Origin of the sequence: Myxococcus sp. NMCA1, from assembly GCF_026810205.1 — a bacterium.
Taxonomy (GTDB): domain Bacteria; phylum Myxococcota; class Myxococcia; order Myxococcales; family Myxococcaceae; genus Myxococcus; species Myxococcus xanthus_A.
Window position 1 is genome coordinate 1275537 of record NZ_CP113950.1, and the last position, 18837, is coordinate 1294373.

Sequence of the window (18837 nt, forward strand, 5' to 3'; positions counted from 1 at the left end):
CCTGGAAATGAAACCGGCCGCTCCCCGGAAGTCTCGGGGGCGGCCGGTGTGCTTCGTGCGCCTGGACTGCCAGGCCCGGGAGCGCCGGGCCCGGTCCGCGTCACGGAGGGGTGGCACCCACGGGGCTGAAGGCGGCGCCCGCGGTGTAGAGCGCGTAGATGACCGCCCAGCTCATCGCCGTCAGGACCAGGAAGAGGATGATGACCACCGGCTCGAACTTGCGCATGGAGCGCTCGCTGGAGAGCAGACCCCAGCCCATGGCGAAGCCCTGGAGGCCGTTGGCCAGGTGGTACGAGGTGCCCAGCGTGCCCAGCAGGTAGACGAACAGGGTGGGCGCGTGGTGGTGCATCTCCCGGGCGATGTCATCGAACGCCTCCGGGTGTCCCAGCACCAGCCGCGGGTAGAGGAAGGCGAGCCAGATGTGGGCGCCCAGGAAGGCCAGCACGCCCACCGCGGTGATGCGCTGGAGGATGTACTTGAGGTTGCCGTAGTTGTTGTAGCGGACGTTGTTCGGCTTGAAGCTGAACAGGCGCACCAGCCCCCAGCCGGTGTGCATCAGCAGCGGCAGCAGGACGATGATGAACGTGAAGACCTGGGAGAACGGGTTGGCGTACGTCGTCACCGACTTCTGCCAGGCGTCCGCGCCGTTGAAGGCGGAGAGGTTGTCCCACAGGTGGTTGACGACCCAGATGGACAGGGGAACCACCGCGAGGAACGAGCCCAGGCGGGACTTGAGGAGCGGTGTCTTCGTCTCTACTGCGGCAGCGGCTTGGGTGCTCATCGAATCTCCAGCGGCGGCGCGCGGGCGTCTTGCCGCGTCCACGGTCGAGGGCAGGTGACAGTCGGACGGCGGTTTATAGCCGTTCCAGCGCCGGGGCTGGATTTCTTCCGCACCCCGGCATGCCAGCACACCCACACGGAGGCATAAGGCTGACCTTATGCGTCACCCCGGGCCCCGCTGCTGCCCGCCTGCCGGGCGCCGGGGCTCCCGCCTTCTGTCGTTGGCGGGCAATGCGGGCTCGGGCACGCTAGTTGCCATCGATATGTCCGACGAGCTTGTCAGTGGAATGTTGAAGAACACGGACCTGCGCGTGGTGCTCGCCACCACGACGGAGCTGTCGCGCCAGGCGCGTGCCACCCATGGCACCGCGCCCGCCGCCGCCGTGCTCCTGTCGCAGGCCCTCACCGCCGCCGCCCTGATGGGGGCCCTGCAGAAGGGCGACTCCCGCATCAACATCCAGGTGGAGTGTGACGGCCCCTTGCGGGGCCTCTTCGTGGATGGGGACACGTCCGGGCTCGTCCGCGGGTACGTGAAGAACGTCTACGTGGAGTACTCCGGGAGCGACGGGCACTACCATTGGCGCCCCGTGCTGGGGAACAAGGGCTTCCTGTCCGTGCTGCGGGATTTGGGCGGCGGCGAGTACTACCGCTCCTCGGTGGAGCTGGAGTCCTTCGACCTGGCGGCCGACCTGGAGCGCTACTTCCGTCAGTCGGATCAGCTCCCGTCACACGTGCTGCTGGCGCAGCTGCCGGAAGGCGGGGACGCGGAGCCGCTGGGCCGCGTCGCCGGCCTGCTTGTCCAGCCGCTTCCCAGCGCGGACATGGAGGCCTTCGCGGCGCTGGGTGAGCGGCTGCGCCGTGACTTCGCGCCCGCGCTCCAGGCGCACGGCGAGGCGGGGGCGACGGCCGTGCTGCGTGCGCTGCTGCCGGAGCCCGACTTCGAAGTCATGTCGCGTTACCCGCTGCGCTTCGGTTGTTCGTGCAGCAAGGACCGTGTGCTGCGCGCGCTCCTGGCCATGGGACGTGAGGAATTGACGGACCTGCTGGAGAAGGAAGGGCAGGCGGAGGCGACGTGCCAGTTCTGCACGACGCGCTATGTCATTCCTGGAGACGAAATCCGCGGCATGTTGGAGCGCGGCGCCATTTGACTTGCACGAGGCGCGACGGTACTTGCCGCGCGCCATGAGCTACTTCACGCAGTTGCTTGAGGGCGGCTACGAAGCCGTCCACCTGTTGAGTGATTCCAAGACGGGCCTGCGTGCCATCGTGGGCATGCACAACACGCGGCTCGGCCCGGGGTTGGGCGGCACCCGCGCGCTGTCCACCTACACCAGCGAGGAGGAAGCCGTCGCGGACGCGCTCCGTCTGGCGCGCGGAATGACATACAAGGCCGCGCTCGCGGGGCTGCCCCACGGCGGCGGCAAGGCGGTCATCATGCTGCCGCGCGGTGACTTCGACCGTGAAAGGATTTTCGAGTCCTTCGGTCGCGCGGTGGAGTCCCTGGGCGGGCGCTACATCACCACCGAGGACAGCGGCACCAGCCCCGACGACATGGAGCACGTGCGCCGCCACACGAAGTATGTCGTTGGCCTGAAGGAGCGCAGCGGAGACCCGTCGCCGGTGACGGCGTACGGCGTGGCGCGCGCCATGGAAGCCACGGCGAAGCACGTCTTCGGCAGCCCGGACCTGAAGGGCTTGCGCGTCACCGTGCTGGGCGTGGGGCACGTGGGCATGTACCTGGTGAAGGAGCTGCACCAGCGCGGCGCCAAGGTGTGGGTGAGCGACATCAACCCCGCCAGCGTGCAGCACGCCGTGACGCAGTACGGCGCCACGGCGGTGGACGCCGACGCACTGCATCGAATGGAGGCGGACATCTACGCCCCCTGTGCGCTGGGCGGCGCCATCAACGACACCACCCTGTCGCTGCTGAACGTGAAGGCGGTGTGCGGCGCGGCCAACAACCAGCTGCTCACGTCGCGTCACGGCGAGCAGCTGGCCCGGCGCGGCATCCTCTACGTGCCCGACTACGCGGCCAATGCCGGCGGCCTCATCAACGTGGCCCAGGAGTGGGCGGGATATGACCGGGACAAGGCGTACTCCCGCGCCTCCCTCATCTTCGACACCATCGACACGGTGCTGGCCCGCGCGAAGGAATCCGGCCTGCGCCCCGAGCAGGTGGCGGACCGGATTGTCGAGGAGCGGCTGGCCGGCTGAGCGCTCACGCACGCAGTGCGTGTGTTGGCGCGAGACAAAGGCGACGTCTGGGGTGTGGCCGGATGTGGCCACCGTGCGGTCCTCGGAGTATGACGGGGCCGCACACACACCCCAGCCGGAGTTCAGCGCCGTGGCGACCAAGCGGCAGAGCAAGCCCACCGAGAAGGCCTCTTCGAAGAAGTCCCCCACGTCGAAGTCGTCGCGGACGCAGGCGGAGAAGCTCGTCTCCATTCCCGAAGACCTCGTGCTGGCGCCCCAGGTGGAGGCGCCGCGCCAGCCGACGGGGAAGGACCAGTCCCGGGGCCGCTCCGCGTCCAGCGGCGTGAAGGAGCTGACCTGGAAGGAGTTCGACCGCGCGGTCCAGCAACTCGCGGGTTCCATCCAGGAGACCTTTGAACCCCAGGTGGTCGTCGGCGTGGCCCACGGCGGCGTCTTCGTGGGCGGCGCGCTGGCGGGGGCGCTCGGTTGTCCGTTCTTCCCCGTGCGCATCAGTCGCCGCAGCAGGGACCGGGGCAGCTCCACGCCTCGCACCTCGAAAACGCCGCAGCTCGCTGGGGAGATGCCCGCGGAGCTGAAGGGCCGTCGTGTGTTGATTGTGGACGACGTGGCCTCCAGCGGTGACACGTTGGAGCTGGCCACCGCCCTGGCGCGCGAGGCGGGCGCGAAGAAGGTGGCCACCGCGTGCTTGATGACCAAGCCTGGTGGCTTCTCGCCGGACTACTCCGCGCTCTCCAGCGCCTCGCTCATGGTCTTCCCCTGGGACTACGAGCCTTCCACCGGCGACGCGCGCTTCGACGAGGACCCGGACAAGGCTGGCGCATGAGCCTTGGCGCGGTGACGCCATGATTGTCGGGACGGCGGGCCACATCGACCATGGCAAGACGTCCCTGGTGAAGGTGCTCACCGGCATCGACACCGACCGGCTCAAGGAAGAGAAGCGCCGCGGCATCACCCTGGAGCTGGGTTTCGCCCACCTGACGCTGGATGACGGCACCGTGGCCGACGTGGTGGATGTTCCGGGCCACGAGCGCTTCGTGAAGGCCATGGCCGCCGGCGCCGGCGGCGTGGACATGGTGGTGCTGGTGGTGGCCGCGGACGAGGGCGTGATGCCCCAGACGCGCGAGCACCTGGACATCTGCCGGCTGCTGGGCGTGCGGGCCGGCGTCATCGCCCTCACCAAGTCGGACACGCTGGCGGAGCTGGGCCCGGAGTGGCGCGCGCTGGTGGAGTCCGACCTGGCCGCGCTCACCGTGGGGACCTTCCTGGAGTCGGTGCCCGTGGTGGCTTGCTCCGCCAGAACGGGGGAAGGGTTGGACGCGCTGCGCGCCGCGCTCACCCGGGCCGCGGAGGCGCTGCCCGAGCGGCCTTCGGAGGGGCCCGCCTTCCTGCCGGTGGATCGCGTGTTCACCATCAAGGGCTTTGGCACGGTGGTGACGGGCACGCTGCTGTCGGGAGCGCTGTCGGTGGATGACGCGGTATCGCTTCTGCCCGGACTGCCCGGTCCGTTGCGCGTGCGCGGGGTGCAGCGGCATGGCGACGCGGTGTCCGCCGTGGAGGCGGGACAGCGCGCGGCGGTGAACCTCACCGGCGTGGAGCCGGAGGCGTTGCACCGGGGCATGGTGCTGGTGCGCGCGGGCGAGCTGTCGGAGACGCGCATGCTCGACGTCGAGTTGACGCTGCTGCCCGCGGCTCCGTCCCCGTTGCCTCGTCGCTCGAAGCTGCTGCTGCACCTGGGCACCGCGCAGGTGGAGGCCACGGTGGCGCTGTTGGATGTGGAGCGACTGGAGCCCGGCGAGACGACGCTGGCGCAGCTGCGCCTGGGCACCTCCGTGGGTGCGTTGGTGGGCCAGCGCTTCATCCTGCGCGGCGCGCGAGCCCTTCCGGGACGAGGCGCCACGGTGGCGGGAGGCCGCATCCTGTCCATCTCCCCGCCGAAGCGGCGCAAAGGCGGCGCGTCGGCGGTGGTGCCCCTGCTGGAGGCGGACCCGGCGGGGCAGGTGGCCTGGCTGCTACGGCAGGCGGGCTATCGCGGGCTGACGCAGCCGGAGCTGTTCGGCCGCTCGGCGCTAGGGCCTCGGGTCCTCACGCGCGCGCTGGAGTTGTTGGGCGCGCGGGGCGGCGCGCTCCTCATCGACCGGGAGCGGCGGCTGTACCTCTCCGGCGATGTCTTCGAGGCGTTGCAGGGCCGCGCCCTGTCGCTGCTGGCCACCTTCCATGAGCGCGAGCCCCTGCGCGAAGGACTGTCCCGCGAGGAGCTGCGGCAGCGGCTGTCCTCCGCGCTGGACGCGCGGGCGTTTCTGCGGGTGTTGCAGGTCCTGGTGGAAGGAGGCCGGGTGGAGTTGGAGCGGGACGTGGTGCGCCTCAAGGGGCGCGGCCGCACGCTGAGCCTGGGGGACACCGCCGCTCGGGCGCGGCTGGCGGCAGAGCTGTCCGCCGCTGCCCTGGCGCCTCCCTCGCTTCCCGAGCTGGAGCAGAAGCTCCAGCTCCCCGCCTCCCGGCTGCGTGAGCTGTTGGGCGTCATGGTGGTGGAGGGGGCGGCGGTGCGCGTCTCGGAGGGCTTGTGGTTCGCGGCCGGGGCGCTGGCGTCCCTGCGCGAGCGCCTGGTTGCCCACCTGCGCGAGAAGAAGGAGATTACCACCCAGGATTTCAAGGAGATGGTGGGGCAAAGCCGCAAGTTCGTCATCCCCTTGTCCGAATACTTCGACCGGGAGAAGGTCACGCTCCGGGTAGGAGAGAAGCGGGTGCTGCGTCGCGGATGAGTACCAAGCGCTACAGCGAGGCGGAGCTTCGCGCCCTCATCGACACCTTCCGCAACCCCATGCTGGCGGTGGTGGATGGACGGGTGCTCGTGGCCAATGACGCGTATGTCGCGTTGCTCGGCCTGCAACGCGCCCAGGTGGAGGGCCGCTCCGTCATGGACTTCATCCAGCCAGAGGACCGCAGCCGCGTGGTCGAGCGTTACTGGCGGGTGGAGGCCGGTGCGCCGCTCCATGAAGGCTCCCAGCTCTTCCAGGTCCCCTGCGCGGATGGCGTGGCGCGCGAGGTGGCCGTCACCGCGTCCCGCTTCGTGTTGGAGCGCGGGGGAGGGGGCCTGCTGCTCAACTGCGTGCCCATGGAGAACCGGCCGCCGGAGATGTCGGTGGCCGAGCGGCTGGTGGAGACGTCCGCGGGGCTGGTGTCCGCGCACTCGGAGAACGCCGTCCGCCGCGTCGCCTTGAAGGGACTGGAGGCCGCGGGCTTCCGGGCCCGGTTGCTGCGCTGGGAGGGCGAGGGCTTGCTGTCCCGGGACGGGGAGCCACTGCCGGAGGATGCGCGCCTGGGGCTGGAATCGCTCGCGGACGGGCGCCCCGTCTTCGGCGGCGCGGACCAGGCTGCTCCCAGCCACGTCTACCTGCCCGTGGGCGGCCCCCAGGCCGAGGTGCTGTGGGTGGAGGGCCAGTGGGTGGCGCCGCATCACGGCTCGGTGTTGATGCTCTTCGCCAAGGTGGTGGGCGCCGCGCTGGCGGACGCGCGCGTGCAGGCGGAGAGCGCGCGCAGTCGCTGGGAGATGGAAGCGGTGGCGCAGGTGGCGCGCTTCGTCGCGCAGCCGTCTCCACCCACGCAGGAGGACTTCCTGGAGCGCGTCGCGTCGCTGCTCCAGGCGGACGCCGCTGCGCTGCATCTCTCGACGCCTCCCGAAGTCACGCTGACGCTGTCCTCCCACGTGGGCTTTCAGGACACGGCGGACGCGCGCCGGCTCACGGGTGTGCTGTCGTGTGGCGCGGAGGGCGCGCTGTCCTCGTCCGCGGACGAGGCTCCACTGGCGGAGCAGTCCGGAGGGCGGTTGGGGGCGGGCGCGGCGGTGTGTCTGATTCGCGGCGGCGAGGTGTGCGGGATGCTCCAGGTGCTGCGCGCGCCGGGGAGGCCCTTCGACGAACGGGACCTGCGCCTGCTGGGCACGCTGTCTGAGTTGCTGGTGACGCTGCTGGAGCAGCGCCGGCTGCGGGCCGAGTCCTCGCGCCAGTTGGCCGAGACGCGCCTCTTGCTGGACCTGGCACGCACCACGTCCGGCGTGCTGGAGACGTCGAGCATCCTGGACGTGGCCGCCGACTTCCTCGTCCGCCTGCTGGACGTGTCCAACTGCTACATCCTGCTGTACGACGAGGGCGCCCGGCTGCTGCGCGGCGCCGCGGCCTCCATCGCGCACCGCGACTACTTCCGCACGGTGGTGCTGCCCCTCCATGGAGACGGCCTGGCGGCGCGCGTGGCGCGTGAGCGCAGGCCCATCGCGGTGGAGGACGTGTCCGCCGCGGACGGAGGCTTCAACCCGGAGCTCGCGCACCGCTTCGACGAGAAGGCACTGCTGGCGCTGCCGCTCACCTCGCGCGAGGAGCTCATCGGCGTGGTGGTGGTGGACGACACGCGGGGCCCGCGCGCCTTCGGTCCGGAGCTCATCGAGCTGGCGGAGGCCACGTGTGGCCAGCTGGCGTTGTCCATCGCCAACGCGCGCCTGTACGAGTCACTGTGGGCCAGCTACGCGGAGCTGGCCGCCACGCGCGCGGAGATGGTGAAGCGCGAGCGGCTGGCCGCGCTGGGCGAACTGTCCGCGATTGTCGCCCACGAGGTGCGCAACCCGCTGGGCGTCATCTTCAACGCGGTGGCCTCGCTGCGCCGGCTGTTGGTGCCGGGCGGCGACGCGGCCATGTTGCTGGACATCCTGGGGGAGGAGAGCGACCGGCTCAATCGCATCGTCGGCGACCTGCTGGACTACACGCGTCCCAGGGACCCGGTGCTCCAGCAGGAGGACCTGGGACGCGTGCTCCAGGATTCGCTGGAGGCCGCGCGGATGCAGGGCGGCGGCGCGGACCGCTCCATCCGCATCCAATCCGACGTGGAGCCCGGCCTGCCGCCGGTACCCATGGATCGTCGCCTCATCCGACAGGCGCTGGTCAACGTGGCGGTCAACGCCATCCAGTCCATGCCGCAGGGTGGACTCGTGCAGGTTCGCGCGCGCCGTGAAGCCCACGCGGGGCGCGAGCAGCTGCGCATCGACGTGGTGGACCAGGGCCCGGGCATCCCCGCCGAGCTGCTCCACCGCGTCTTCGAGCCGTTCTTCACCACCAAGGCCCAGGGCACCGGCCTGGGGCTGGCCGTCGTCAGGCGCATCCTCGAGGAGCACCGGGGCGAAATCGCCGTGGACAGCATCCCGGGGCGCGGTACCACCTTCACCTTCCGGCTGCCGTTCTCGCAGCCTCCGTCCTTCCCATGACCGACGCGAACACTCCGCCGACCCGAGGAAGGCTCCTCGTCGTGGACGACCAGCGCAACATGCGCGCCACCACCGCCCTGTTGCTGCGGGCGGAGAACTACACCGTCTTCGAGGCCGCCACCGGCGAGGAGGCCCTGGCCCAGCTCGCCAGCGGCAGCATCGACCTGCTGCTGACGGACCTGAAGATGGAGCCCATGGACGGGCTCACGCTCCTGCGGCGCGCGCTGGAGGTGGCACCCCGGCTCCAGGTCATCATGATGACGGCCTTCGGCTCCATCGAGAGCGCCGTGGAGGCCATGCGCCTGGGGGCCTACGACTACGTCACCAAGCCCTTCAAGGAGAGCGAGCTGCGCTACCGCGTGGAGCGCGCCCTGGAGCGCGCGCGCCTGCTGCGCGACGTGGACAACCTCACCACCGACTTCAACCAGCGCCACGGCTTGTCCGCCCTGGTGGGGCGCAGCTCCGCCATGCGCGAGCTCACCACGCGGCTGATGCGCGTGGCGCAGAGCGACGCCACCGTCCTCATCCAGGGCGAGAGCGGCACGGGCAAGGAGCTGGTGGCGCGCGCGCTCCATGCGCACAGCCGCCGCAAGGCCCGCTCCTTCGTGCCCGTCAACTGCGCGGCCATCAGCGAGTCATTGCTGGAGAGCGAGCTGTTCGGCCACGCCAAGGGCGCCTTCACCGGCGCGGTGAAGTCCCGCCGGGGCCTCTTCGAGGAGGCGGACGGCGGCACGCTCTTCATCGACGAGGTGACGGAGACCAGCCCCACCTTCCAGTCCAAGCTGCTGCGCGCGCTGCAAGAGGGAGAGGTCCGCCGCGTCGGTGAGTCCACCGCGCTGCGCGTGGATGTGCGCATCGTCGCCGCCACCAACCGGGACATCGAGCTGGAGGTGCGCGACAAGCGCTTCCGGCAGGACCTCTACTACCGCCTCAACGTGGTGGCCCTCCGCGTGCCGCCATTGCGCGAGCGCCTGGAGGACGTGCCCGCGTTGGCGGAGCACTTCCTGGAGCGGGCCAATGCCCGCAGCCCCAACCCCAAGCGCCTGTCCGCCGCCGCCGTGGCTCACCTGATGAGCTACGGCTTCCCCGGCAACGTGCGCGAGCTGGAGAACCTGGTGGAGCAGGCCGCAGCGCTCGCGGAGGGCGATGAGCTGCTGCCCGAGGACTTCCCCGTGCGGCAGGGCCGCATGACGCCGGCCCATGGCACCCCCAGCGTCGCCTTCCTGGACGGGCAGGGCGGGGCGCTCGGGCGCAACGCCAGCGCGGGGCCCACGCTGGCCCAGGTGGTAGAGGAGGCGGAGCGCCACGCCATCACCCAAGCCCTGGAGCGGCACGGGGTGGACCTGGCGCGCGTCGCCGATGAACTCGGCGTTTCCTCCACCACCCTCTGGCGGAAGATGAAGCGGCTCAACCTTCGTCCGCCCAGCGAACTGGCCCGGGAATAGCCCTGGAGTAGGGGGAAGGCTCACCCATGTAACTTTCCCGCGGCCATGGATTCAGATCCGAAATGGACGGGTTCATAGGTGAAAAAGGCAAGTATCTGAATTCACTCGTCTTTTTCACTTCTGAAACTCCATTGCAGCCATGAAATGGAGCGATGGGGCAGGGGGAGCGTCAGTTAGTTCTTCAAGTGCTTGAGAAAACTAGAGTTTCTCCCCGCGAGGCGGCTGGCACGGCGACTGCTAAAGGAACACGCGGGACACATCGAAGCGAGGCTGAAGGCGGTTCCCCCCCACCCCTTCAGCACTTCCGGTGAGTCACCTTGAGAAGACCCGCGGCCCGGCACCTCTTTGGGGTGTCGGGCCGCCTTCTTTTCCGCGTCTGTAAGCCGAGCCAGTTCGCGACGAAGGGAAGCGCAGGTGGGTTCAACTGAATCTCAGTGGGTGCTGCGTCCCGGCCGGCCGGAAGACCACGCTGTCTTCGCCCGGCTCTTTCTTGAACTTGGGGTGGATGATCCCCCTCCCCCCGAGCCCGTGTGGGCGGCGGAACTCGCCCGACTCTCCCTGGTTGCGGAGGGCCCCCAGGGCGTGGAGGCCTATTCCGTGATGAAGGCCCTGGGGGACTTCGGGTTCGTGTTGCAGTTGGTGGTGGCTCCGTCCGCCCGGGGGCAGGGACTGGGGCGCCAGATGATGTCGCACCTGGCCAACCACCTGCGCGCACAAGGGTGTACCCGCTGGGGCCTCAACGTGAAGCGGGACAACGTGCCCGCGCTCGCGCTCTACACCTCGCTGGGCATGCGGCCGGCGCGCGAGGCCACCACGTTGCGGGTGACGCGGGCGCACCTGGCGGCGCTCCCCCCCGCGTCACCGGACGGGGCCGTGGTGCCGGTGTCGCTGGAGGACTGCGGCGCGCTGACGGAGGCCTTCGGGATGATTCCCGGCAAGCTGGCGGGCTTCGCGGCCAGTGACTCGCACCGGCTGCTGGGGCTCGTCGACCCCCAAACACCTGCACGCCGGTGGTTGGGGATGATGGACCTGCGCGCCTCCATGCCTCTCTTGTATCCCTTCTTCGCGGTGTCTCCCGCGCATGCGCGGACCCTGCTCGAAGATGCCTTCGCGCGCCTGGGTGAGAGCGTGTCCTCGCTGAATGTCTCGGTGACGGATGACGCGCCTCTGGTTCACCTGCTCCGCGAAGCGGGAGCACAGACGCGCCTCGATACGCTGGAGCTTCGCGGCCCACTGGTGGACGCGGCGCCCTGACTCACACGGGCGCTGAAAACACGACGCCCGCCCGAGCACGAAGCCGGGGCGGGCGGGGTGTGACGGCGGAGGCGGGAGGCTACTGGCCGAAGATGCTGCTGGCCTGCTCCAGCCAGCCCATGATGGGACCGGGGATGATGCCCAGAATCACGACTGCCGCGGTGGACAGCACCAGCGCCAGCTCGGTGGACCAGCTCTTCTCGAGCGCCTGCGCGCCCTCCGGCACCGGCCGCATGAACATGTAGACCACCACGCGCAGGTAGTAATAGATGCCCACCGCGCTGGAGAGCACGCCGACGATGGTGAGGCCGATGAGGCCCGCGTCCACGGCGGCCTGGAAGATGAGCAGCTTGCTCATGAAGCCGATGGTGGGCGGGATGCCACCCAGCGACAGCATGAAGGCCGCCATCGCGAAGGCCCAACCCGGCTTGCGCTGCGCCAGCCCGCTGAAGCGCTCCAAATCCCACGCGGTGCCCTTCTCCTCGTCCTCACGACGCTCCAGGACGGAGACGATGGTGAAGGCACCCACCGCGCTGAACGTGTACGCCAGCAGGTAGTAGAGGATGCCGCGCAGCGCCTCCGCGCGGGCCAGGTCCAACGGGGTACCACCCGTCAGCGCGGACGCACCCAGCAGGCGGAACTGCTCGCCCGGACCGGTGACGAAGAGGGCGGCCACGCCCACCAGCAGGTAGCCGGCGTGGGCAATGGACGAGTACGCCAGCATGCGCTTCACGTTGCGCTGCGGAATCGCCAGCAGGTTGCCCGCCACCATGGTGAGGAAGGCCAGCACGGAGAACAGGCTCAGCAGAATCTGCGGGTCCACGCCCTTGCCCACCATGAAGAACACGCGGACCATCGCCGCGAAGGCGGCCGCCTTCACGCCCACGCTCATCAGCGCGGTGACCGGCGTCGGCGCACCCTCGTAGACGTCCGGCGTCCACATGTGGAACGGCACCGCGGCGACCTTGAAGGCGAAGCCCGTGATCACCAGGATGATGCCCGCGTACACCAGGCCCGGCTGCGACGACATGGCGGTGGACAGCGGACCGGCCATGGCCGTCAGGTGGGTGGTGCCGGTGGCGCCGTACAGCAGCGCCGCGCCGTAGAGCAGCACCGCGGACGAGAAGGCGCCCAGGATGAAGTACTTGAAGCCCGCCTCGCTCGGCCGCGTACCACGCCGCAGGTACGACGTCAGCGCGTAGGTGGAGAGGGAGAGGACCTCGATGTTGACGAAGAGCGTGATGAGCTCGTTCGACATCGCCAGCAGGCTCATGCCCGCTGATGCGAACAGCATCAGCGCGTAGAACTCACCGCGCTCCGCGCCGCGCTTGCGCAGGAAACTCACCGAGCTCAGGGTCGCCAGCGCCAGGCCCACGCACACCACGAAGGTGAGGAAGCTGGAGAAGGGGTCCATCACGCCGAAGCCGAGCATCACCTCCTGGGGTGGCTCGAACATCGTCGTCAGCGCCATGGCGCCGGCCGCCACCGCCGTCACCACGGTGAGCACCGCCTGGTACGCGCGCGACGCCGTCGTGGAGAGGAACACCTCCGACAGCAGCAGGATGGAGGCACCCACCACCATGATGATGGCGGGCAGCAGCGGGAGGAAGTCTGCCAGGCTGAGATTGGGCAGGTTCATGTCGGAAGCTCAGGCGGCCTACTGCCGCGGCGAGGGAACGGCCGGGGCGGCGGCCAGCGGAACGGGCGCGGACGGCGCGGCGACGACCTGACGGGATGGCAGGGACATCACCTCTACCCGAAGTCGGTCCTCCTGCAACTCGGCCCCCGGCGTGCCCACGCGGGCGCGGGCCAGGAAGCGGTCCGTGGACGGCGCCAGCCGGTCCAGGAAGGGCTGCGGCTGCAGACCCATCACAGCGACCAGGACGATGAAGGGAAGCACCGTGAGGCCCTCGCGCAGGTTCATGTCCGTCAGGTGCTGGTTCTCCCGGTGCGTGATGCCACCGAAGAACACCTTCTGGACCATCCACAGCATGTAGGCCGCGCCCAGGATGACGCCCAGCGTGGCGAAGCCGCCGAACACCGCCGTCAGGTGCGGGTTGCCCGCGGCCTCGCCCAGGTCGCTCTTGAAGGTGCCCAGGAGGACGAGGAACTCACCGATGAAGCCGTTGGTGCCCGGCACGGCGATGGAGGAGAAGGTGATGATGACGAAGGCCGCGGTGAACACCGGCATCACCTTCGCGATGCCGCCGTAGTCCGCCATCAGGCGCGAGTGGCGCCGCTCGTACAGGTAGCCGAACAGGAGGAACAGCGCGCCCGTGGACACACCGTGGTTGAGCATCTGGTACGCGCTGCCCGTGGCGCCCTCGGCCGTAATCGCCAGGATGCCCAGCATGCAGTAGCCCAGGTGGCTGACCGACGAGTACGCGATCAGCTTCTTGATGTCCCGCTGCGCCAGGCACATCAGCGCGCCGTACACGATGCCGATGACGGCCAGCGTGGCCAGGAAGGGCCGCGCCTGCTGCGTGGCCACCGGGAAGAAGGGAATCGCGTAGCGCCAGAAGCCGAAGGTCCCCATCTTCAGGGTGACGCCGGCCAGAATCATGGAGCCGGCCACCGGCGCCTGCACGTGCGCGTCCGGCAACCAGGTGTGCAGCGGCCACATCGGGACCTTGACGGCGAACGCGATGGCGAACGCCCCGAACAGCCACGGACCCCAGGTGTGCAGCGTGGCGGCCAGCCCGGTGAGCGAATCACACGCGCCCGCGGGTCCCGCGGTGCACGCGCTGAGCTGACGGTTGGCGTCCAGCAGGCCGTTGTAGATGCTCGCGTAGTCGAACGAGCGGGCACCCACCGGCGCGCTGATGAAGTACACGGCGATGATGGCCACCAGCATCAGCAGCGAGCCGGCCAGCGTGTAGAGGAAGAACTTCACCGCCGCCATCTGGCGGTCCTCGGCGCCCCACACACCCACCAGGAGGTACATGGGGATGAGCATGGCCTCGAAGAAGATGTAGAAGAGCAGCACGTCCAGCGACACCAGCGCGCCCAGCATCGTCGTCTGGAGCACCAGCAGCGCCAGGTGGAACTCCTTGATGCGGAACTTGATGTACGTGGTGGACGCCAGCACCACCAGGGGCCCCAGGAAGACGGTGAGCAGCAGCAGGCTCACGGCCAGGCCGTCCACGCCAATGTGGTAGCTGGTGCCGAACAGGTCGAACCAACGCGCCCGGTACTCGAGCTGGAACTCCGGTCCGCCTGGCACGTACGTCATGTAGGCCCAGACCCCGAACACCAGGTCCAGCACCATGGCGATGAACGTGACGGTGCGAATCTGGCCGCTCTCGCCGGCCGGCAGCAGCGCCACCAGCGCCGCGAACACCAGCGGCAGGAAGACGACGAGGTTGAGCAGGTGGTTGTCGAAGAAGCTCATTGCATCACCTGGATGAGGGCGTAGGCCATCCCGCCCAGCAGGGCGATGGCCATCACAGCGGCGTAGGCCTGGGCGTCGCCCGACTGCACGTAGCGGAGCGCACTGCCCACGCGCGCCGTCACCCACGCCGTGCCGCGGACCGCCACGGTGTCGATGACGAGCGCGTCCACCACGCGGAAGAGGAGGAAGCTCATGAACTTCACGGGACGGATGACAATCAGCTCATAGAGCTCGTCCACGTAGAACTTGTTGAGCGCCAGGGGGCGCACCGCGCGGATGAAGGCGGGATCCGGCAGACCCACGCGCGAAGGGAAGTAGCGCAGGTAGAGGAAGGCCGCCGCGCCGCCACCCGCCAGGGCCACGGCCCAGGCCTTGAGGTAGTCCGGCACCAACTGCGGGCGGCTGGTGTCCAGCGCTACCAGCGCGCTGGCGTCGGTGATGCGCTTGGTCGCGCTGAACACCGGGCTCAGGAAGTTGTCGAGCACCGGCTGCGCCGTCATGTTGAAGAAGTCGATGCCGAACGCGTACCGCGCGGCGACCACGCTCAGGACCGCCAGCACCACCAGCGGCAGGGTCATCTGCCAGGCGCTCTCATGGGCGTGGGCCACCCGGGCCTCCTTCGAGCGGGGACCCTCGAAGGTGAGCAGGTACACGCGCGTCATGTAGAACGCGGTGGACGCCGCGATGAGCAGGCCCAGGTAGTAGACGAGGCTGGACACCCACTCCAGGCCCTGCAGGTGGTTGTGGTGCACGCCGTGCAGGATGGCGTCCTTCGAGAAGAAGCCGGACAGCGGGATGATGCCGGTGATGGCCAGGGTGGCGACCAGGAAGGTGGCCCAGGTCCAGGGCATCTCCTTGCGCAGGCCACCCAGCTTCTTGATGTCCGTCTCGTCGCCGTTGCCGTGCATCACGCTGCCGGCGCCGAGGAAGAGGCAGGCCTTGAAGAAGGCGTGCGTCATCAGGTGGAACACCGCCGCCCAGAAGATGCCCATGCCCACGCCCATGAACATGATGCCCAGTTGGGACACCGTGGAGTAGGCGAGCACCTTCTTGATGTCGTCCTGCGCGAAGGCGATGAGCGCCGCCAGCAGCGAGGTGAGCGCGCCGATGATGGCGATGGTCGCCATGGCGGTGGGGCTCAGCACCAGCAGCGCGGACATGCGGCTGAACAGGTAGACGCCGGCGGTCACCATCGTCGCGGCGTGGATGAGGGCGGAGACCGGCGTGGGGCCGGCCATGGCGTCCGGCAGCCAGACGTAGAGTGGCAGCTGCGCGCTCTTGCCCGCGGCGCCCAGGAGGAACAGCAGCATGGCCGCCGTCATCACGCCGCCGAAGGTGTAGCCCTCCAGCGGGCCCGCCTCGATGGGGGTGCTCAGGTCGACCTTGTCCGCAGAGCCGTCCACCAGGCCCTCGGCCATCTTCTCCAGGCCCTTGAACGTCACCGGGCCCTTCTTCTCCAGCGCGGCCGTGTAGTGCTGCGCGGTGGTGCCGGCGTTGTTGTAGTCCGCCGCGTTCGACTGCTGGGTGAAGGCGGAGACCAGCAGCACCAGCAGGAAAGTGCCGATGAGGAACGCGAAGTCACCGATGCGGTTGGTGACGAAGGCCTTGCGCCCGGCCCAGGCCTTGGCCGGATCGTCGTACCAGAAGCCGATGAGCAGGTAGCTGGCCATGCCGACGCCCTCCCAGCCCACGAAGAGCAGGATCAGGTTGTCGGCCAGCACCAGCGTCAGCATCGCCGCGACGAACAGGTTCAGGTACGCGAAGAACCGCCAGTACGCGGCGTCGTGCTCCATGTAGCTGGTGGAGTACAGGTGGATGAGGAAGCCGACGCCGGTGATGATGAGCAGCAGGATGCCGGACAGATGGTCCACCATCAGCCCGAAGTTCACCCGGAAGTCGCCCACCGAGAACCAGGTGCCGTAGTCGTACGCGAGCGCGTAGCGCACGAAGTCCCGCTCGATGCCGAACGGGTTGGGGAAGATGGCCGCCAGCCGACCCGTCTCGGGGTTGTGGTGGCTGGTGGCCCAGAAGGCCAACAGGCTCAGGACGAAGGAGCCGGCCACCGCCGCGCAGGCGACGAGCTGGACGTTGGCCCGGCCCATCATCTTGCCGAACACACCGCAGATGAACGCGCCCAGCAGGGGCAGCGCGATGATGAGCCAGAGCGAGGGCGCCAGGATGTCTGGCGCCACGGGTGCCGCCCGGAAGAATTCGACGAGAGTCATGACAGTGGCTCCTGGGGGGGCATCAGTGCTTCATCGTCCGGAGGTCTTCCAGCAGGATGCTGCCCCGGCTCCGGAAGACGGCGATGACGATGGCCAGACCGATGGCGGCTTCCGCCGCCGCCACCGCGATGACGAAGAAGGCGGACACGTGGCCGAGGTCGTCACCGCGCATGCGCGCGAAGGCCACGAACGTGAGGTTGGCCGCGTTGAGCATCAGCTCCACGCTCATGAAGACGACCAGCGCGTTGCGGCGAACGAGCACGCCGAACATGCCCATGCAGAACAGGGCGGCGGCAAGCAGGAGATAGTAGGTGATGGGAACCATGGGCCGATTCGGGGCCTCGCGAGCGGCTGCCTGCGCCGCCATCTAGCACAGAAAAATTGTCCGGGATGGGCGATCAGATCCGCGACTTGGCCACGACGACTGCGCCCACCATGGCCACCAGCAGCAGCAAGCTCACAGCTTCGAAGGGGAACAGCCACTGGGTGAAGATGACCTGACCCATGGTGGCGATGGTGCCGAAGGAGGCCTGGGCTCCCGTGCTCAGCGTGGCCGGCTCGGCGGGCAGCTTCAGGAGGATGATGGCCAGGACCGCGAACAGGCCCACCGTCGCAGCGCCGCCCGCGACGCGGGCCACCGTGGGCTTGCCGCGCGTGGGCGACTCTCCCAGGTTGAGCAGCATGATGACGAACAGGAAGAGCACCATGATGGCGCCCGCGTACACGAGCACCTGCATGACGGCCACCGTGTGCGCCCACAGCAGCACGTAGATGCCGGCCATGAAGAAGAACGTGGACACCAGCGCCATGGCCGAATTGATGGGGCTGCGCGCGAAGATGACCGTTCCAGCCGACAGCAGCGTCAGGAGCGCGAACGCCCCGAAGAGGATGAGCTCGATGTTCAAGACCAGTCTCCGAACGAACCCCAGGGCTTGTCGCCGAACGGGCAGCGGTGCTCACGGATGTGGGCCTCGAACTCGTCCCGGAACCGCATGAGGAACGAGTGCGTGGGCAGCGCCGCCGCGTCGCCGAGCGCGCAGATGGTGTTGCCCAGGCCGATGGGCGGGTAGGGGGCGATCGACGACGCGACGTTGGACAGCATGTCGATGTCGCCCGGCTCGCCGCGGCCCTCTTCGATCTTGCGCAAGAGGCGCGTCTGCCAGGGCGTGCCTTCACGGCACGGCGTGCACTGGCCGCACGACTCTTCCGCGTAGAAGCGGGCCACGCGCCACAGGCTGCGCACCATGCAGGTGGCGTCGTCCATGACGATGACGCCGCCAGAGCCCGCCATGGTCTGCTTCACCTTGAGGGCCTCGAACTCCATGGCCACGTCCAGTTCGTCCGCGCCCAGCACCGGCGCCGAGGAACCGCCCGGAATCACGGCCTTCACCTTGCGGCCGGCGGGCATGCCCCGGCCGTACTTGTCGTCGTAGATGAGCTCGGCGAGGGTCGTGAACATCGACACCTCGTAGACGCCCGGCCGGTTCACCGTGCCGGAGAGGCAGACGAGCCGCGTGCCGCCCGACTTGTCGGTGCCCAGCTTCGCGTAGGCGTCCGCGCCCTGCTGGAAGATGGCGGGCACGCTGGCCAGCGTCTCCACGTTGTTCACCACCGTGGGGCAACCGAAGAGGCCCACCACCGCGGGGAAGGGAGGCTTCAGGCGGGGCCAGCCCTTCTTGCCTTCCAGGCTCTCAAGCAGCGCCGTCTCCTCGCCGCAGATGTACGCGCCCGCGCCGCGGACCAGGTAGCAGTTCAGCTCGTAGTCCTTGCCCAGGACCTTCTTGCCGAAGATGCCCGCCTTATAGGCCTCGTCGATGGCCGCCTGCGTGCGCTCCGCCGGGAACTTGAACTCGCCGCGCAGGTACACGTAGCAGGTGTGCACGCCCAGCGCGTAGGACGCGATGGCGATGCCCTCCAGCATCATGTGCGGGTCGTCTTCCAGGATGTAGCGGTCCTTGAAGGTGCCCGGCTCGGACTCGTCGCCGTTGACCGCCAGGTACTTGGGCTTGGGGCTGTCCTTGGGGACGAAGCTCCACTTGAGGCCCGTGGGGAAGCCGGCGCCGCCGCGGCCGCGGAGGTTCGACTTCTTCACCTCGTCGATGATGGCGGCGGGCTCCATCTGGAGCGCCTTCTTCAGCGCCTCGTAGCCCCCCCGCTTGCGGTAGCTGTCCAGGGTCCAGGACTGAGGCTTACCCCAGGCCGCCGAGATGATCGGTTCGATCGTCTTTGCCGTAGAGGCCATGTCGATGACGTCCTAAGCCTAAGAAGGGTGGGGGAGGT

At 69.0% G+C, this 18837-nt stretch carries 14 protein-coding genes; 7 read left to right on the top strand and 7 right to left on the bottom strand.

All coding sequences use genetic code 11. The features are described from left to right. Positions 1-100: 100 nt before the first annotated feature. Complete coding sequence (locus OZ403_RS05455; RefSeq protein ID WP_140787942.1) at positions 101-781, bottom strand: succinate dehydrogenase; 681 nt, start codon at positions 779-781, stop codon at positions 101-103. Between the two features lie 262 nt (positions 782-1043). Here OZ403_RS05455 and hslO point away from each other — a divergent pair, with 262 nt between their 5' ends. The 7 genes from hslO (at position 1044) to OZ403_RS05490 (ending at position 10941) form a co-directional block, all read left to right on the top strand. After that, on the top strand, positions 1044-1928 hold the full coding sequence (gene hslO / locus OZ403_RS05460; protein WP_268783641.1) for an Hsp33 family molecular chaperone HslO: 885 nt from the start codon (positions 1044-1046) through the stop codon (positions 1926-1928). Between the two features lie 34 nt (positions 1929-1962). Beyond that, positions 1963-2994, top strand: coding sequence for a Leu/Phe/Val dehydrogenase (locus OZ403_RS05465; RefSeq protein WP_140787945.1), 1032 nt, complete (start codon positions 1963-1965; stop codon positions 2992-2994). 130 nt (positions 2995-3124) lie between these two features. Next, positions 3125-3817, top strand: coding sequence for a phosphoribosyltransferase (locus tag OZ403_RS05470; protein WP_140797387.1), 693 nt, complete (start codon positions 3125-3127; stop codon positions 3815-3817). Between the two features lie 19 nt (positions 3818-3836). Next, entirely contained in the window at positions 3837-5753 is a 1917-nt protein-coding gene (gene selB, locus OZ403_RS05475) for a selenocysteine-specific translation elongation factor (RefSeq protein WP_268783642.1), read from the top strand. Continuing rightward, a complete protein-coding gene (locus OZ403_RS05480; RefSeq protein WP_140853170.1) occupies positions 5750-8242 on the top strand; it encodes an ATP-binding protein in 2493 nt (830 codons plus the stop codon). Before selB ends, OZ403_RS05480 begins: the two co-directional genes overlap by 4 nt. Beyond that, positions 8239-9687, top strand: coding sequence for a sigma-54-dependent transcriptional regulator (locus OZ403_RS05485; protein ID WP_174258657.1), 1449 nt, complete (start codon positions 8239-8241; stop codon positions 9685-9687). The genes OZ403_RS05480 and OZ403_RS05485 overlap by 4 nt, the downstream gene beginning before the upstream one ends. Positions 9688-10188: 501 nt before the next feature. Beyond that, a complete protein-coding gene (locus tag OZ403_RS05490; RefSeq protein WP_237078062.1) occupies positions 10189-10941 on the top strand; it encodes a GNAT family N-acetyltransferase in 753 nt (250 codons plus the stop codon). Positions 10942-11020: 79 nt separating this feature from the next. Here the strand turns inward: OZ403_RS05490 and OZ403_RS05495 are convergent, their stop codons facing one another. The 6 genes from OZ403_RS05495 to nuoF form a co-directional block, all read right to left on the bottom strand. After that, positions 11021-12580, bottom strand: a complete 1560-nt coding sequence (locus OZ403_RS05495) for an NADH-quinone oxidoreductase subunit N (RefSeq protein ID WP_140787952.1) — start codon at positions 12578-12580, stop codon at positions 11021-11023. An 18-nt stretch (positions 12581-12598) separates the two neighbouring features. Next, positions 12599-14332 carry a complex I subunit 4 family protein gene (locus OZ403_RS05500; RefSeq protein WP_140787953.1) on the bottom strand — a complete coding sequence of 578 codons (1734 nt, stop codon included), beginning with the start codon at positions 14330-14332 and terminating at the stop codon, positions 12599-12601. Next, positions 14329-16557, bottom strand: coding sequence for an NADH-quinone oxidoreductase subunit L (gene nuoL, locus OZ403_RS05505; RefSeq protein WP_140787954.1), 2229 nt, complete (start codon positions 16555-16557; stop codon positions 14329-14331). Before nuoL ends, OZ403_RS05500 begins: the two co-directional genes overlap by 4 nt. A gap of 22 nt (positions 16558-16579) precedes the next feature. Then, positions 16580-16882 carry an NADH-quinone oxidoreductase subunit NuoK gene (nuoK, locus tag OZ403_RS05510; RefSeq protein WP_090485030.1) on the bottom strand — a complete coding sequence of 101 codons (303 nt, stop codon included), beginning with the start codon at positions 16880-16882 and terminating at the stop codon, positions 16580-16582. Between the two features lie 73 nt (positions 16883-16955). After that, the gene (locus OZ403_RS05515; RefSeq protein WP_011551204.1) at positions 16956-17462 is read right to left on the bottom strand and encodes an NADH-quinone oxidoreductase subunit J family protein; all 507 of its coding nucleotides are present in this window, start codon (positions 17460-17462) and stop codon (positions 16956-16958) included. Next, positions 17459-18799, bottom strand: coding sequence for an NADH-quinone oxidoreductase subunit NuoF (gene nuoF, locus OZ403_RS05520; protein ID WP_140787955.1), 1341 nt, complete (start codon positions 18797-18799; stop codon positions 17459-17461). Before nuoF ends, OZ403_RS05515 begins: the two co-directional genes overlap by 4 nt. Between the last annotated feature and the right edge of the window lie 38 nt (positions 18800-18837).

What these genes read in the sequence shown, in the direction of transcription:
- OZ403_RS05455 (WP_140787942.1), bottom strand. Translation starts at nt 781, where the DNA reads ATGAGCACCCAAGCCGCTGCCGCAGTAGAGACGAAGACACCGCTCCTC.
- nuoF (WP_140787955.1), bottom strand. Translation starts at nt 18,799, where the DNA reads ATGGCCTCTACGGCAAAGACGATCGAACCGATCATCTCGGCGGCCTGG.
- nuoL (WP_140787954.1), bottom strand. Translation starts at nt 16,557, where the DNA reads ATGACTCTCGTCGAATTCTTCCGGGCGGCACCCGTGGCGCCAGACATC.
- nuoK (WP_090485030.1), bottom strand. Translation starts at nt 16,882, where the DNA reads ATGGTTCCCATCACCTACTATCTCCTGCTTGCCGCCGCCCTGTTCTGC.
- OZ403_RS05485 (WP_174258657.1), top strand. Translation starts at nt 8,239, where the DNA reads ATGACCGACGCGAACACTCCGCCGACCCGAGGAAGGCTCCTCGTCGTG.
- hslO (WP_268783641.1), top strand. Translation starts at nt 1,044, where the DNA reads ATGTCCGACGAGCTTGTCAGTGGAATGTTGAAGAACACGGACCTGCGC.
- OZ403_RS05495 (WP_140787952.1), bottom strand. Translation starts at nt 12,580, where the DNA reads ATGAACCTGCCCAATCTCAGCCTGGCAGACTTCCTCCCGCTGCTGCCC.
- OZ403_RS05480 (WP_140853170.1), top strand. Translation starts at nt 5,750, where the DNA reads ATGAGTACCAAGCGCTACAGCGAGGCGGAGCTTCGCGCCCTCATCGAC.
- OZ403_RS05500 (WP_140787953.1), bottom strand. Translation starts at nt 14,332, where the DNA reads ATGAGCTTCTTCGACAACCACCTGCTCAACCTCGTCGTCTTCCTGCCG.
- selB (WP_268783642.1), top strand. Translation starts at nt 3,837, where the DNA reads ATGATTGTCGGGACGGCGGGCCACATCGACCATGGCAAGACGTCCCTG.
- OZ403_RS05465 (WP_140787945.1), top strand. Translation starts at nt 1,963, where the DNA reads ATGAGCTACTTCACGCAGTTGCTTGAGGGCGGCTACGAAGCCGTCCAC.